Below are 15052 nucleotides of genomic sequence, written 5' to 3'. Positions count from 1 at the left end.
TATATGTTTGAAATCAATTCTGTGCATTGAACGCCAAAGCATACATTTTTATATTTTTTATCATCGATACCAATCCGTTAGCTCGCGTTGGTGATAAATGTTCTTTCAAACCTATTTCGTCAATAAAATTCATGTCGGCTTCGAGAATATCAGATGCTTTTTGATTGGAAAAAGTCCGAATTAATATCGCAATAATACCTTTGGTCAAAATGGCGTCACTGTCGGCAGTGAAAACAATTTTATCATCCGTTTGTTCCCCCTGCAACCATACTTTTGACTGGCAGCCTTTAATCAGATTGTTTTCGGTTTTGAATTCTTCTTTTATCAAAGGAAGTTTTTTTCCTAATTCGATGATGTATTCATAACGCTCCATCCAGTCGTCAAACATGGAGAACTCATCAACAATTTCCTCTTGTATCTCTTTAATTTTCATACTATGCTGAATTTATTTCAGTTTTATTCTTTAGCTAATGAAGTTATCGCATTCACTAATTTCTTAATTTCATTTGGTGGAAAACCATGATCAAAACTATTCGTTTCATAGGCTTTATCTTTGAAGGTGATTTTCAAATTGGCAATAGCCGCACCGTCATAAAAACGTTTTTCGGTTGGCGCTTTTAATTTGGATAAACTATCCAATTCCACCTTTTTAAAAAAATCCACTAATTCTTTCCAGTCGGCATCCGAAATTTTTGTTGGTACCGGTTTATCATTTCCGTCTCTGTCTTTTGAAACCGTCAGCATCTGATTTTTCACTGTTATTTTTTGATAAAAACCTCTAGTGTTGGCTGTGTATTCAATAACAGCGGTTTCAATATCTTGAGCTTTGGCGCTATCGCAACCGTTGCCCAGAAAAATAGTCAGAAATAGTAAGGATAGAATTTTCATGTGTTGATATTTTTAATTTTTTTTAGGACAACATGAGTTGCGCTTTTTTAATAGCTTCAACCATAACATCAATTTCTTCTTTGGTATTATAAAAAGCAAATGATGCTCGTATAGTTCCCGGAATATTAAAGAAATTCATAATGGGTTGGGCGCAATGATGGCCTGTTCGTACTGCTATTCCTAATTTGTCAATTATGGTGCCAATATCGTACGGATGAATACCTTCAATGTTAAACGAAATTACGGAAGTTTTTTCTTTGGCGGTGCCAAAAATCTTTAAACCTTCAATTTCCAATAATCGTTTCGTTCCGTATTCCAGTAATTCTTTTTCTTGTTGTTGAATGTTGTCAAAACCAACTTCATTCATATAATCAACGGCAGTTCCCAGAACGATTCCTCCAGCAATATTTGGTGTTCCGGCTTCAAATTTATGGGGCAGTTCAGCATAAGTAGTTTTCTCGAAAGTCACTTCCTTAATCATTTCGCCTCCACCTTGATATGGCGGTAATTTATTTAACCACGCTTCTTTTCCGTATAAAATTCCGGTTCCTGTTGGTCCACATATTTTATGTCCTGAAAAAACATAAAAATCACAATCCAATTCCTGAACATCTGGTTTCAAGTGTGGAACAGCTTGCGCTCCGTCAATCAAAATCGCCGCTCCAACTTCATGTGCTTTGTCAATCATATATTTAATTGGATTGACAGTTCCAAGAGCATTCGAAATATGATTTACGGTAACAACTTTGGTTTTATCCGAAAGTAATTTGTCATACTCTGACATAATCAATTCGCCATCAAGATTCATTGGGATAACTCGCAAAGTCGCTCCCGTTTTCTCGCACAACATTTGCCAAGGCACAATATTGCTGTGGTGTTCCAATGCCGAAACTAAAACTTCATCACCTGGTTTCAAAATCGAAGCAAATCCATTAGTAACTAAATTGATTCCATGCGTTGTTCCCGAAGTAAAAAGTACTTCATGGGCAAATTTTGCATTGATATGACTTTGAAGTTTACCGCGTGAAATCTCGTACGCATCAGTTGCTAATTGACTTAACGTGTGAACGCCACGATGAATATTAGCGTTGATTTCCTGATAATATTTTGAAATCGCATCAATCACCACTTGTGGTTTTTGCGAAGTGGCTCCGTTGTCGAAATAAACCAATGGTTTTCCGTTTACTTTTTGTGAAAGAATAGGGAAGTCGGCTCTAATTTTATTAATGTTTAACATTTTGTCGGCTTGTTTTTTTAATGTTTTTATGGGTCAAATTGATTGCCAATATTCAACATTTTTTTGACAGACTAAGTTGAAATTAGCCTTTCATTATTTAGAATTTTTCTAAATACAAAAGTAGTGAAATTGGAATTAATTTTTAGCAAACACTTGTTAATAAAACTTGATTTTCTCAATTCGGTATTGGTTCAAAAATGTGGTTCTTTTTTATTAAATTGCTTCAAATTAGTTTTCTATGAAAAAATTATTCAAGTTCGTTGGTTTTGCTTCTTTTATCGGAATCTTTTATGTTGGGTTCACTACTTATCCAAAACTGGATTTAATTTCTGGCTTTTCAGCCAAAAGTATCGCTTCGGGTCATTTTATTGATAATCGTTCGCAAGAAATGATTGAGAAAGGCGACAATGATATTGACATGATTGATTTGGCCAAAAACAAAATTGAAGATGCCGGAAAGTTTGCCGTTGCTTCGGTTTATGGTTTGAAAGAACGAAAAGCAATTTACCGTGAAGGTTTGGGAGCGACTTTAATCAACGATGATTTTGATGTTTCAAAACCGTATTTGGTTCCCAAAAGAACAAAATTGAATAACAATTTACCTTTTCCGTATGGAAATAATGAACCTAAAGACACCATTTTTGCTAATGTTGATTATACTAAATTGAATGCGGCTGTCGCCAATGCTTTTGATGCAAAAGGAGAATTGAAAAAGAGAACGCGTTCCCTATTGGTGATTTATAAGGACAAAATCATAGCCGAAAAGTATGATACCGGTTTTGATAAAAACAGTAGAATATTAGGCTGGTCCATGACCAAAAGCATTACCAGCGCTATGTTTGGAATTTTGGAGAAACAAAGGAAATTTGATATTGATGATCCTGCGCCAATTAAGGAATGGCAAAATGATGAACGTAAAATTATCACCACAAATGATTTGCTGCACATGAATTCCGGTTTAGAGTGGGAAGAGAAATACGATAAAATTTGTGATGCAACTCAAATGCTTTTTCAAGCCGAAGATATGACTCGCGTACAATTAGAAAAACCGGCGGAATCTAAACCCAATATGCGGTGGAATTATTCTTCGGGAACCACGAATTTACTTTCAGGGATTTTGCGCAAGCAGTTCAAAACACCTCAAGAATATTTAGATTTTTGGTATACAGATTTAATAGATAAAATCGGAATGAATTCTATGGTTATCGAAACAGATATGGTGGGGAATTACGTAGGTTCATCCTACGGTTGGGCTACAACGAGAGATTGGTCTAAATTTGGGTTGTTGTATTTGCACAAAGGAAACTGGAATGGAGAACAAATTTTCAACGAAAGTTGGGCAAAATATACCGCAACTCCTACGAATACTTCTAACGGAAGATATGGCGGACACTTTTGGCTCAATGCCGGCGGACATTTTCCCGATGTTCCAACAGATATGTACTACTGCAGCGGTTTTCAAGGGCAAATGGTAGCGATTATTCCGTCACTTGATTTAGTGATTGTTCGAATGGGCTTGAAGGAAGAGTCTAATTTTGATTTTAATGGAATGTTGAAAGGGATTATTGAAAGTGTGAAGAAATAATCATATTAATAAAAAACCTTGTCATATTAAAAAACCCTGTCAGAGTTCAAAACTCTGACAGGGTTGCTATTTAACTTCTTGAATTGGATTACAAATCAAATCCCAATTTCACGCCTAATTTTGTAGCGATAATTTTGGTGATGCGTTGTTTTAATTCTGGTATTTTGATGTTTTCAATAACGGCATTCGAGAACGCATACATCAATAACGCTTTGGCTTCTTTTTTAGGAATTCCGCGTTGCTGCATGTAGAACATTGCGGTTTCGTCTAATTGTCCAACGGTACAACCGTGAGAACATTTTACGTCATCGGCAAAGATCTCCAATTGTGGTTTTGCATTTATTGTCGCTTTGTCGCTCAATAAAATATTGTTACTTTTTTGGAACGCATTTGTTTTTTGAGCGTCTTTTTCTACATAGACTTTTCCGTTGAAAACTCCCGTAGAACGATCAGAATAGATTCCTTTATAATCTTGGAAACTTTCGCAATTTGGAGCCGCATGTTTCACTAAAGTATAATGATCTACGTGTTGTTTTTCACCAATAATCGTGATTCCGTTTAATGTACTTGTCAATCGTTCCCCAAAGTGATAAAAGTTCAAGTTGTTTCTCGTTAAGTTTCCTCCAAAAGAGAAGGTATGAACCGAAACGTGACTTTCTTTTTGTTGAGAAACGTACGTATTATCTATTAAATTCGCTTCAAGCGTATCGTTTTGAATTTTATAATAATCAACGATAGCACGTTTTTGAGCAAAAATCTCGGTAACAGAATTCGTTAAAACCGGATTTTCGTTTAAACTTTGATGACGCTCAATAATTTGAACATGAGAATTCTCCCCAACAATCACTAAGTTTCTCGGCTGAACTAAAAGAGCTGCTTCATTTCCTGTTGAGAAATACATAATCTCAATAGGTTTGTCGGCCACTTTACTTTTCGGAATGTTGATATACGCTCCTTCAATAGCAAAAGCCGTATTCAAGGAAGTCAGACTTTCGTCTTTGTTGGCAATTTGGTTAAAATAAGTATCAATAACCATTTTGTATTTTGGTTTGGTCAATGCCGATGACATCAAGCAAACATCAATTCCTTCGTGTGTGGTTGACGATAAATGCGAACTGAAAACGCCATCAATAAACACTACTTTATAGGTGTCTATTTCGTGTAAAAAGTATTTTTTTACATGGTTGAATTCAACTGCATTTTCTTGTTTTGGAAAAACGGTAAAGTCATTTTTTAAGATGGCATTTAGCGAAGTATATTTCCAAGCTTCGTCTTTTTTGGTTGGGAAACCTTTATTTTCAAAGTTTTTTATGGCGGCGGTTCTCACGTCATGAAGTTCAGAGTGAACATCCACACGCTCTTCGAAAGCCATAAAAGACGATAGTAATTTTTCTTTTAATTCCATTTTTATATTGTTTAAAGTTTAAGGTTTAAAAGTTTAAAGTTATCTCGAGGCAACTTTAAACTTTAAACTTCAAACAAAATTTTAAGCTTCTTGTTCTTGTTTAATCCAGTCGTATCCTTTTTCTTCCAGTTCGTGTGCTAGTTCTTTTCCACCGGATTTTACAATTTTTCCGTTGTATAATACGTGAACGAAATCAGGAACGATATAGTCTAATAAACGTTGGTAGTGTGTGATTACTACGATGGCGTTTTTGTCGCTTTTTAGTTTGTTAACACCATTGGCAACAATTCGTAACGCATCAATATCCAGTCCAGAATCGGTTTCATCAAGAATAGCCAATTTTGGTTCTAACATCGCCATTTGGAAAATTTCGTTACGTTTTTTCTCTCCACCAGAAAAACCTTCGTTTAGAGAACGAGACAAAAATTTACGATCGATTTCTAATAATTCTGATTTTTCACGAATCACTTTTAGCATTTCATTTGCAGGCATTTCTTCCTGACCGTTTGCTTTACGTGTTTCGTTGATAGCAGTTCTCATGAAGTTGGTAACTGAAACTCCCGGAATTTCAACTGGATATTGGAACGAAAGAAAAACACCTTTATGTGCTCTTTCTTCTGGTGCCAATTCGGATAGGTCTTCACCATCTAAAGAGATTTCACCTGCAGTTACTTCGTAGTTTTCGTTTCCTGCAATGATAGACGCAAGAGTACTTTTCCCAGCACCGTTTGGTCCCATAATCGCATGAATTTCTCCCGCTTTTACTTCAAGGTTAATCCCTTTTAATATTTCTTTGTCCCCAATTGAGGCGTGTAAATTTTTTATTGATAACATGTTTCTATTTTTAAACCATTAAGGTATTAAGATTCATTAAGTTTTGTGTTGCAATTAGAGATTACCCTACACTTCCTTCTAACGAAATTTCTAATAATTTTTGTGCTTCTACGGCGAATTCCATTGGTAATTTATTCAATACATCTTTACTGAAACCGTTTACGATTAAAGCAATAGCTTTTTCGGTTGGAATTCCACGTTGGTTGCAATAGAAAACTTGGTCTTCGCCAATTTTACTTGTCGTAGCTTCATGTTCTATTTTTGCCGATGGATTTTTACTTTCGATGTAAGGGAAAGTATGCGCACCACAATTGTTCCCCATTAATAAGGAATCACATTGAGAAAAGTTTCTCGCGTTATCTGCGTTTGGTGAAATGCGGACCAAACCACGGTAACTGTTTTGTGATCTTCCAGCAGAAATTCCTTTAGAAATAATGGTCGATTTAGTGTTTTTACCTAAATGGATCATTTTTGTTCCCGTATCGGCTTGTTGGAAATTATTGGTCACCGCAATCGAATAAAATTCTCCTGTTGAATTATCTCCTTTTAATATAACAGAAGGATATTTCCAAGTTATCGCTGAACCTGTTTCCACTTGTGTCCATGAAATTTTTGCGTTTTTCTCGCAGATTCCTCTTTTAGTTACAAAGTTGAAAACGCCACCTTTTCCTTCTTTGTTTCCAGGATACCAGTTTTGTACTGTCGAATATTTGATTTCGGCATCGTCCAAAGCGATTAGTTCCACTACAGCAGCGTGCAATTGATTTTCATCACGACTTGGAGCCGTACAACCTTCTAAATACGAAACATAACTGCCTTCGTCAGCAACTAATAAGGTTCTTTCGAATTGTCCCGTTCCTGCCTGATTGATTCTGAAATAAGTTGAAAGTTCCATTGGGCAACGAACGCCTTTTGGAATATAACAGAACGAACCATCAGAGAAAACTGCCGAATTTAGCGCCGCATAAAAGTTGTCTTTTTGCGGTACAACTGTTCCTAAATATTTACGAACTAATTCTGGATGCTCTTTGATGGCTTCAGAAATACTCATGAAGATAATTCCTTTTTCGCCTAATGTTTTCTTGAATGTAGTCGCTACTGAAACTGAATCGACCACGATATCCATCGCAACATTATTCATCATTTTTTGCTCATCGACAGAGATACCTAACTTTTTGTACATTTCTAAAAGTTCCGGATCTACATCGTCCAATGTTTTATTGGGATCTACCGCTTTTGGCGCTGAATAATAGGAAATCGCCTGAAAATCAGGTTTAGTGTAATGCACATTTGCCCATTCTGGCTCTGTCATTTGCTCCCAAGCACGAAAAGCCTCCAGACGCCAATCGGTCATCCATTGTGGCTCTCCTTTTTTGTGCGAAATAGCGCGAACGATATCTTCATTTAAACCAATAGGAAACGTTTCCGATTCTAATTCGGTGTAAAATCCGTATTCGTATTCTTTAGTTTCGAGTTCGATTTTTAAGTCGTCTTCTGTATATTTGCTCATTCTGATTTAAAGATTTAAAGATTTAAAAATTCAAAAATTGAATATTAAACTTTATTATTGATGTCTAAATATTAAAGAGAGAAACTCTCTCCACAACCACATGTTCTATTGGCATTTGGATTATTGAAAACAAACCCTTTACCATTAATTCCTCCTGAGAATTCTAATATTGTCCCGGCTAAGTACAGAAAAGATTTTTTTTCAACAGCGATAGTGATATCGTTGTCTACAAAAATTTTATCGTCGTCGCTTTTTGTTTTATCAAATTTTAAATCATAAGACAATCCAGAACATCCGCCGCTTTTTACACCCACTCTCACGTAGTCGATTGCAGCGTCAAAACCATCATCTTGCATTAAATCGATGATTTTTTTTCTTGCTGTGTCAGAAACTTTTATCATAGCTTATATTGATTTTGTCTAAATTAAGGACAAAGATAGTGCATAAAAATCTTTTTCCATAATTGATAACATTTTTATAACCAATGTAAAAATAGAAAAAAGCTATTTGAAACATTAAAAAGCATTTGAATTCCCTAACTTTGAAACCTCTCAAAAAACAGAAAAACCATGAAACTATATCCCATTGAAACCGGAAATTTTAAATTGGATGGCGGCGCAATGTTTGGCGTGGTGCCAAAAACCATTTGGAACAAAACCAATCCAGCCGATGAAAACAATTTGATTGATATTGCGGCACGCTGTTTATTGATTGAAGACGGCAACCGATTGATTTTGATTGATACGGGAATGGGTAATAAGCAATCTGAGAAATTTTTTGGGTATTATTCGCTTTGGGGAACACATTCCATGGATAAATCGTTGGCTAAATATGGTTTTCATCGCGATGATATTACGGATGTTTTTATGACGCATTTGCATTTTGACCATTGTGGTGGAAGCGTACAATGGAATAAAGAGAAAACAGGATACGAACCGGCTTTTAAAAATGCTAAATTCTGGTCTAATGAAAATCACTGGGAATGGGCAACAAAGCCAAATCCCAGAGAAAAAGCATCGTTTTTATCCGAAAATATTTTGCCGATGCAGGAAAGCGGACAGCTGAATTTCATTCAAAGACCCGAAGGTGATTTTCTCGCAACATCGGAATTGGGTTTTGGCATTTTCTTTGCTGATGGACACACCGAAAAGCAAATGATTCCGCACATTAAATATAAGGACAAAACAATCGTTTTTTGCGCTGATTTATTGGCAACAGCTGGTCATATTCCTATTCCGTATGTAATGGGATATGATACCAGGCCTTTATTAACTATGCCAGAAAAAGAAAAATTCATGAATGCTGCGGCAGATAATAATTATTATTTGTTCTTGGAACACGACGCACACAATGAAATCATAACCGTACAAAAAACGGAGAAAGGCGTTCGCTTGTCAGAAGTTTTTACGTGCGAACAAATCTTAACATAGTGTTAATCATAACGCCTTTTATAACAAAAAAAATTATTTTAGACAAATATTTAAAAATCAACAAAAACATTTTCAATGAATACCATTAAACCCATTTACATTTCTGCTTTTGCACTTTTAGCATTGGTAGGATGTGGCGCTTCAAAACAAGTTTCAAATACTACTAATTCTGGACTGGTTGCCATAAGCGCCCCTTTGAACATTACAAAAAAATCGGCTATTACTGAAAACGATTTGAAGCGTTGGAGTCATTTAGACATTGTAACCGATACTATTCCTGGAATGAGTGTTGATAAGGCTTACGCCGAATTATTAAAAGGTAAAACTGGCGTTCCAGTTATTGTTGGGATTGTTGATTCGGGTGTAGATATCGAACACGAGGATTTGAAATCCGTACTTTGGACTAATAAGAAGGAAATTGCCGGAAACGGAATTGACGATGACAAAAACGGATTTATCGATGATATTCACGGATGGAATTTTCTTGGAGACAGTACTAAAGAAAACTTGGAATACGAAAGAATCATCAAAGATAAAACTTTAGTTGATGACGCTACATATCAAGCGGCGAAAGCATTAAATGATAAAAAAGTGGCTGATGCGACTGCTGGAAAAACGCGTTCAGAGCAAATGCTAGAAACTATTGCTGCAGGTGATGCTGTTTTAGTCAAACATTTTGGCAAACCTGTTTATACAATCGAAGAGGTAAATGCAATTGTTTCGCAAGAACCGGCAACACAAAAAAGTAAAGCGGCTATGCAACAAATGCTTTCTTATGGATTGCCAATAGCGGAACTAAAAGTTGCTGTTCAAAAACAATTAGAAGAGCAGGTTGCCCTTATAAACGGAGACAATCTGAAAACAGATTACCGTAAAGTGGTAGGAGATAATCCAAATGACATTACCGATACTAAGTACGGAAACAACAATGTGATGGGGCCAGACAAGAACGAAATTCTTCATGGAACGCACGTTGCCGGAATTGTTGCTCAAAGCAGAAACAACGTATTAGGTGGAGATGGTGTTGCAAACAACGTTCAGATTCTTACCGTTCGTGCAGTGCCAGACGGTGATGAGTATGATAAAGATATTGCACTTGGAATTCGTTACGCTGTTGATAATGGTGCCAAAGTAATCAACGGAAGTTTTGGAAAAAGTTTTTCTCCACACAAGCAATGGGTTTATGATGCTATAAAATATGCTGAGAAAAAAGATGTATTAATCGTTCACGCAGCTGGTAATGATGCAAAAGACATTGACTTTGCTGAAAATTTTCCTAATGATTCTGAAGATAAAGTAACAGAGTTTGCTGATAATTTAATCACAATTGGTGCTTTGAATTTTGAATACGGAAATAAAGTTGTGGCTCGTTTTTCTAACATTGGAAAAATTAATGTGGACGTTTTTGCTCCTGGAGTAAAAATCTACGCAACAACTCCAAACAATACTTATAAATATTTACAAGGAACTTCAATGGCTGCGCCAAATGCTGCCGGAGTTGCTGCATTAATCCGTTCGTATTATCCGAAATTATCTGCTCAACAAGTGAAGCATATTTTGATGGATTCAGGAATTGCCATTTCAACAGATGTTATTGTTGGTGGAAAAGCAAATGATACGCGTTCTTTTACTACTCTTTCTAAATCAGGAAAAATAGTAAATGCGTACAACGCTTTACTGATGGCTGAAAAAATGTCTAAATAATATTTAAACAATTCATTATATGGAAGGACAATTTGTCCTTCCATTTTTATTTAAATCAAATATGAAAAAACTACTTTTATTCTCTTTTGTCACTTTGAGTTTCGGAACTGTTTTTGCCCAAAACACTTCATATTGGCAACAGCATGTCGATTACAAAATGGATGTTTCCATGGATGTAAAAACATACCAATACAAAGGAAAACAAGAATTGGTTTACACCAATAATTCTCCTGATACTTTGAGAAAAGTATATTATCACTTGTTTAATAATGCTTTTCAACCTGGAAGCGAAATGGATGCAAGAATCCAAAGCATCAAAGATCCAGATGGCAGAATGGTCACCAAAGTAAAAGTTGGTGATAAAGAAGTCAAAGAAAGCCGCATTAAAAATTTGAAACCAAATGAAATTGGTTACTTACGAATTTCTAATTTCAAACAAGACGGAGCAGTTGCTAATGCAAAAGACATTGGGACTATTCTTGAAGTAACTTTGGCTAAGCCAATATTACCCAATTCCAAAACTACATTCACCTTAGATTTTGATGGCCAGGTTCCTATTCAGATTCGTCGTTCCGGAAGAAATAATGCCGAAGGCGTAGAATTATCAATGGCGCAATGGTATCCAAAACTTGCCGAATTTGATTTTGAAGGTTGGCATGCGGATCCGTATATCGCTAGAGAATTTCATGGCGTTTGGGGAAATTTTGACGTAAATATTACTATTGATAAAGATTATGTTTTAGGTGGTACCGGTTATTTACAAAACAAAAACGAAATTGGTCACGGTTACCAAGATCAAGGTATTGTTGTGTCTGTTCCAAAGAAAACAAAAACATTGACTTGGCATTTTAATGCACCAATGGTTCATGATTTTACTTGGGCTGCTGATAAGAATTACATTCATGATATTGCAAAAGGCCCAAATGGAGTTGATATCCATTTCTTGTACAAAAACAATCCAAAATTTGTACAAAACTGGAAAGATCTGCAGCCAAAAACGGTTCAACTGATGGAGATTTACAATAAAACTGTTGGCGATTATCCGTACAAACAATACTCTGTAATTCAAGGTGGTGATGGCGGAATGGAATATGCCATGTGTACGTTGATTTTAGGACAAGGAAGTTTTGATGGATTATTAGGCGTAACCGCTCACGAAATGGCGCACTCTTGGTTCCAGCATGTATTGGCTTCCAATGAATCAAAACACGGATGGATGGATGAAGGATTTACATCGTTCCTGGAAGATTTTGGACTGAATGAAATTGCCGATAAAAAAGTAGAAAACCCATTTACAGGAGCGTATGCTGGATATTTTTCAATGGTAAATTCAGGTAAAGAATTACCACAAGGAACACATGCGGATCGTTTTGACGAAAATAGAGTGTACAGCATTTCTTCATATAGTAAAGGAGAGCTTTTCCTGACACAATTGATGTATTTGATAGGAAAAGAAAATCTGATGAAAACTTTAAAAAAGTATTACAGCGATTTTAAATTCAAACATCCTACGCCAAATGATATCAAAAGATCTGCCGAAAGAATTACGGGAGCAAATCTGGATTGGTATTTGACGGATTGGACACAAACCACAAATACTATTGATTATGCAATCAATGATGTAAAAGAAAATGCAGATAAAACAACGGTTACTTTAGGAAGAATAGGCAGAATGCCAATGCCAATTGATTTGTTAGTGGAGTACACAGATGGAACAACAGAAAGTTTCTACATCCCGTTGCGCATGATGAGTTTTGAAAAAGAAAATCCGAATCCTGCTATAAAAAGAACGGTTTTGGGTGATTGGGCTTGGGCGTACCCAACTTTTGAATTCAACATTGCTAAATCAAAAGCTTCCATCAAGAAAATAACTATTGATCCAAGTGGGTTAATGGCTGATATCAAGAAGGAAAACAATACCTACGAATTAAAGTAATATTTTAAAGCCCTGAAAAGGGCTTTTTTTATGCTATTTAACGAAATATTGGCGTTAGGAAATTATCTTCTGAATTTAAAATATTCTTCTAAAGTATGTTTCTTATTTTTCAACATTTCAGAAACAAGTTCCATTCCAATAACTGAAAATGTGATGCCGTTTCCGCCAAAGCCCAAAACAAAATAAGCGCTAGGAAAATTGGGATGTTTTCCAATGTAAGGTAGGCCATCTTTGGTCTCTCCAAAAGTACCCGCCCAAACAAAATCCATTCTGAAATCATAATCAGGTAGAATTTTCTTCAGATATTTAGTCAATTTATCGGACTTTTCGTTGAGTAGTGAATCTCTTTTTGCAGCGTCTACAAAATCTTCATCTTCTCCGCCAATAAGCAATCGGTTGTCATCCGTGGTTCGCATATACATGTAAGGCTCTGCCGTATTCCAAAAAAGAGTGTCGTTAAGATATGATTGATCATCCTCAAAACGTTCTCCCACGATGGCGTAAGTAGAAAGTAATTTTACAAATTTGTCTTTAATGATTTCGGTACTTTCAAAACCGTTGCAGTAAATTATTTTTTTTGCAGTGATGGTAGTTCCATGTTCCGTTAGAACGGTGACGCCATTTTGTTTGTAAGTAACTTTTTTGATGTCGGTTTTATCGAAAATCTGCAATCCTTTTTTATGATTGTATGCTAGAATATCATGGGCTAATCGGAAAGCATCTATACTGCCGCCTTGTTCCGATAAGATTCCACCATGCGAATGCTTGATATGAAATTTTTTATCAATTTCATCGGCTTCGAGCCATTTTACAGGCATTCCAATCTTTTTTCGAGCTTCGAATTCTTTTTTTAGCCAACCAACATCTTTCTTTAAAGCGGCAAAATAAAGCGATTCTTTTTTCTTAAATCCACAATCCGATTTTACTTGTTGTACTATTTTCTTCAAATCATCAATCGATTTATAGCATGCCCAATAACTGTCAACGGCAGCTTTTTCGCCAATCAAATCAATAAGTTGGTGCAAAGGCACGTCAATTTCATATTGTAACATGGATGTCGTAGCCGATGTGCTTCCATGACCAATTTCTCTGCGATCGATCAGTACGGTTTTGTAACCATCCGCAATACATTGATGCGCTATAAGACTGCCAGTTATTCCGCCTCCTACAATTAGAATTTCTGTATCCAGATTTTCTCTTAATGACGGATACGAGTTGATGATTCCGTTTTTTACCAACCAAAAAGGTTCACTTGATTTTAGTTTCATGGCGCTCAGGTTTTTATCAAATTTAGTTAAAAAAAATAATTTTTAAAAAAAATCGGGTTTCAAAAAACTAGATTTTCACCCTAATTTTTTAAAACCCGAATATTATATAAATAAAAGTATTATACTTTTTCGGCACTCAAATTTTTCAACATATCCACTGTCATCGTTTCCAAATCAAATTCATGTTTCCATCCCCAGTCCTTTCTGGCTGCAGCGTCATCAATACTTGCTGGCCAACTGTCTGCTATTTTTTGACGGAAATCCGGCTCATAAGTGATGGTAAATTCAGGAATGTGTTTTTTGATTTCGGCAGCAATCTCCGTTGGTGTAAAGCTCATTGCAGCTAAATTATACGAGGAATGAATTTTTATTTGGTCAGCCGGCGCTTGCATAATTTGGATAGTCGCAGCAATGGCATCGTCCATATACATCATCGGCATTTTAGTTTCTGAGGATAAAAAACATTCGTATTTTTTGTCCGAAAGTGCTTTGTGAAAAATGTCTACTGCATAATCCGTAGTCCCGCCACCAGGAGGCGATGACCAACTGATTAAACCTGGATAACGGATGCTTCTTACATCTACACCAAAAATATTATGGTAGTATTCACACCATCTTTCTCCCGCTTGTTTGCTGATTCCGTACACCGTTGAAGGCTCCATAATCGTGTATTGCGGGGTATTTTCTTTCGGAGTTGTTGGTCCAAAAACCGCAATACTCGAAGGCCAGAATATTTTTTTTATTTTTCCGGCTTTCGCCAAATTCAAAACGTGAAACAACGAATTCATATTCAAGTCCCAAGCAAATGCAGGATTTTTTTCCGCCGTTGCTGATAACAATGCAGCCATCAAATACACTTCGTCGATTTGGTGTACCTCTACCAAATGTTCAATTTGATTAAAATCCAAAGCGTTCACGACTTCAAATGGACCAGAATTCACCACATCAATATTTAACTTTCTGATATCCGAAGCGATTACATTTTCGGTTCCATATATTTTTCGCAACTTTTGGGTAAGCTCTGTTCCTATTTGGCCACAAGCGCCAATAATCAATATTTTTGTACTCATTTTTGTCTGTTTTGAAAAACAAAGATAACGTTTTCGTAAATAACACAACTTTGATGAAAATGATTGTAAAAATCTTAAAACAGTACCTAAAAATATGTTGAATTTCTTAATTTATCATGTTTTTTAATAGAAAAATCAGTGTGGCAATATTAGATTGTTATTCCAATACTGGAATTCATTATTGT

General features: G+C 35.9%; 13 protein-coding genes. 4 read left to right on the top strand and 9 right to left on the bottom strand.

The annotated features are described in order from the left end of the window. Positions 1-13: 13 nt before the first annotated feature. From DR871_RS03730 to DR871_RS03720, 3 genes are read right to left on the bottom strand one after another with little or no spacing between them, the layout of a single operon-like run. The gene (locus DR871_RS03730; RefSeq protein WP_113664801.1) at positions 14-433 is read right to left on the bottom strand and encodes a SufE family protein; all 420 of its coding nucleotides are present in this window, start codon (positions 431-433) and stop codon (positions 14-16) included. A 23-nt stretch (positions 434-456) separates the two neighbouring features. Further along, a complete protein-coding gene (locus DR871_RS03725; RefSeq protein WP_113664802.1) occupies positions 457-888 on the bottom strand; it encodes a hypothetical protein in 432 nt (143 codons plus the stop codon). A 22-nt stretch (positions 889-910) separates the two neighbouring features. Continuing rightward, on the bottom strand, positions 911-2125 hold the full coding sequence (locus DR871_RS03720) for an aminotransferase class V-fold PLP-dependent enzyme (RefSeq protein ID WP_113664803.1): 1215 nt from the start codon (positions 2123-2125) through the stop codon (positions 911-913). Between the two features lie 238 nt (positions 2126-2363). On the opposite strand from DR871_RS03720, the gene DR871_RS03715 reads away from it, so the two are divergent. Beyond that, positions 2364-3710: a serine hydrolase domain-containing protein gene (locus tag DR871_RS03715; RefSeq protein WP_113664804.1), complete on the top strand. Its 1347-nt coding sequence runs from the start codon at positions 2364-2366 to the stop codon at positions 3708-3710. 88 nt (positions 3711-3798) lie between these two features. On the opposite strand, the gene sufD is transcribed toward DR871_RS03715, so the two are convergent. The 4 genes from sufD to DR871_RS03695 form a co-directional block, all read right to left on the bottom strand. Beyond that, a complete protein-coding gene (gene sufD, locus DR871_RS03710) occupies positions 3799-5115 on the bottom strand; it encodes a Fe-S cluster assembly protein SufD (protein ID WP_113664805.1) in 1317 nt (438 codons plus the stop codon). Positions 5116-5196: 81 nt separating this feature from the next. Continuing rightward, complete coding sequence (sufC, locus tag DR871_RS03705; protein WP_113664806.1) at positions 5197-5949, bottom strand: Fe-S cluster assembly ATPase SufC; 753 nt, start codon at positions 5947-5949, stop codon at positions 5197-5199. A gap of 61 nt (positions 5950-6010) precedes the next feature. Continuing rightward, positions 6011-7459 (bottom strand): Fe-S cluster assembly protein SufB, encoded by a 1449-nt coding sequence (gene sufB / locus DR871_RS03700; protein WP_113664807.1) that lies wholly within the window; start codon positions 7457-7459, stop codon positions 6011-6013. 71 nt (positions 7460-7530) lie between these two features. Further along, positions 7531-7860: a HesB/IscA family protein gene (locus DR871_RS03695; RefSeq protein WP_113636269.1), complete on the bottom strand. Its 330-nt coding sequence runs from the start codon at positions 7858-7860 to the stop codon at positions 7531-7533. A gap of 168 nt (positions 7861-8028) precedes the next feature. Between DR871_RS03695 and DR871_RS03690 the strand changes: the two genes are divergently transcribed. The 3 genes from DR871_RS03690 to DR871_RS03680 all read left to right on the top strand — a co-directional run bounded on the left by DR871_RS03690 (position 8029) and on the right by DR871_RS03680 (position 12529). Next, complete coding sequence (locus tag DR871_RS03690; protein ID WP_113664808.1) at positions 8029-8889, top strand: MBL fold metallo-hydrolase; 861 nt, start codon at positions 8029-8031, stop codon at positions 8887-8889. 75 nt (positions 8890-8964) lie between these two features. Beyond that, entirely contained in the window at positions 8965-10593 is a 1629-nt protein-coding gene (locus tag DR871_RS03685) for a S8 family peptidase (protein WP_113664809.1), read from the top strand. A 61-nt stretch (positions 10594-10654) separates the two neighbouring features. Then, positions 10655-12529 carry a M1 family metallopeptidase gene (locus DR871_RS03680; protein ID WP_113665454.1) on the top strand — a complete coding sequence of 625 codons (1875 nt, stop codon included), beginning with the start codon at positions 10655-10657 and terminating at the stop codon, positions 12527-12529. Between the two features lie 62 nt (positions 12530-12591). On the opposite strand, the gene DR871_RS03675 is transcribed toward DR871_RS03680, so the two are convergent. Next, on the bottom strand, positions 12592-13797 hold the full coding sequence (locus DR871_RS03675) for an NAD(P)/FAD-dependent oxidoreductase (protein ID WP_113664810.1): 1206 nt from the start codon (positions 13795-13797) through the stop codon (positions 12592-12594). A 119-nt stretch (positions 13798-13916) separates the two neighbouring features. Next, complete coding sequence (locus tag DR871_RS03670) at positions 13917-14867, bottom strand: L-threonine 3-dehydrogenase (protein WP_113664811.1); 951 nt, start codon at positions 14865-14867, stop codon at positions 13917-13919. Positions 14868-15052: the final 185 nt, after the last annotated feature.

The sequence above is a fragment of the Flavobacterium petrolei genome (assembly GCF_003314435.2).
GTDB lineage: Bacteria > Bacteroidota > Bacteroidia > Flavobacteriales > Flavobacteriaceae > Flavobacterium > Flavobacterium petrolei.
This window is presented reverse-complemented; position numbering and strand designations above follow the sequence as displayed.

Bases quoted from the DNA above. Each gene is read 5' to 3' on its own strand.
- DR871_RS03730 (WP_113664801.1), bottom strand. From the start codon at position 433: ATGAAAATTAAAGAGATACAAGAGGAAATTGTTGATGAGTTCTCCATG.
- DR871_RS03725 (WP_113664802.1), bottom strand. From the start codon at position 888: ATGAAAATTCTATCCTTACTATTTCTGACTATTTTTCTGGGCAACGGT.
- DR871_RS03720 (WP_113664803.1), bottom strand. From the start codon at position 2,125: ATGTTAAACATTAATAAAATTAGAGCCGACTTCCCTATTCTTTCACAA.
- DR871_RS03715 (WP_113664804.1), top strand. From the start codon at position 2,364: ATGAAAAAATTATTCAAGTTCGTTGGTTTTGCTTCTTTTATCGGAATC.
- sufD (WP_113664805.1), bottom strand. From the start codon at position 5,115: ATGGAATTAAAAGAAAAATTACTATCGTCTTTTATGGCTTTCGAAGAG.
- sufC (WP_113664806.1), bottom strand. From the start codon at position 5,949: ATGTTATCAATAAAAAATTTACACGCCTCAATTGGGGACAAAGAAATA.
- sufB (WP_113664807.1), bottom strand. From the start codon at position 7,459: ATGAGCAAATATACAGAAGACGACTTAAAAATCGAACTCGAAACTAAA.
- DR871_RS03695 (WP_113636269.1), bottom strand. From the start codon at position 7,860: ATGATAAAAGTTTCTGACACAGCAAGAAAAAAAATCATCGATTTAATG.
- DR871_RS03690 (WP_113664808.1), top strand. From the start codon at position 8,029: ATGAAACTATATCCCATTGAAACCGGAAATTTTAAATTGGATGGCGGC.
- DR871_RS03685 (WP_113664809.1), top strand. From the start codon at position 8,965: ATGAATACCATTAAACCCATTTACATTTCTGCTTTTGCACTTTTAGCA.
- DR871_RS03680 (WP_113665454.1), top strand. From the start codon at position 10,655: ATGAAAAAACTACTTTTATTCTCTTTTGTCACTTTGAGTTTCGGAACT.
- DR871_RS03675 (WP_113664810.1), bottom strand. From the start codon at position 13,797: ATGAAACTAAAATCAAGTGAACCTTTTTGGTTGGTAAAAAACGGAATC.
- DR871_RS03670 (WP_113664811.1), bottom strand. From the start codon at position 14,867: ATGAGTACAAAAATATTGATTATTGGCGCTTGTGGCCAAATAGGAACA.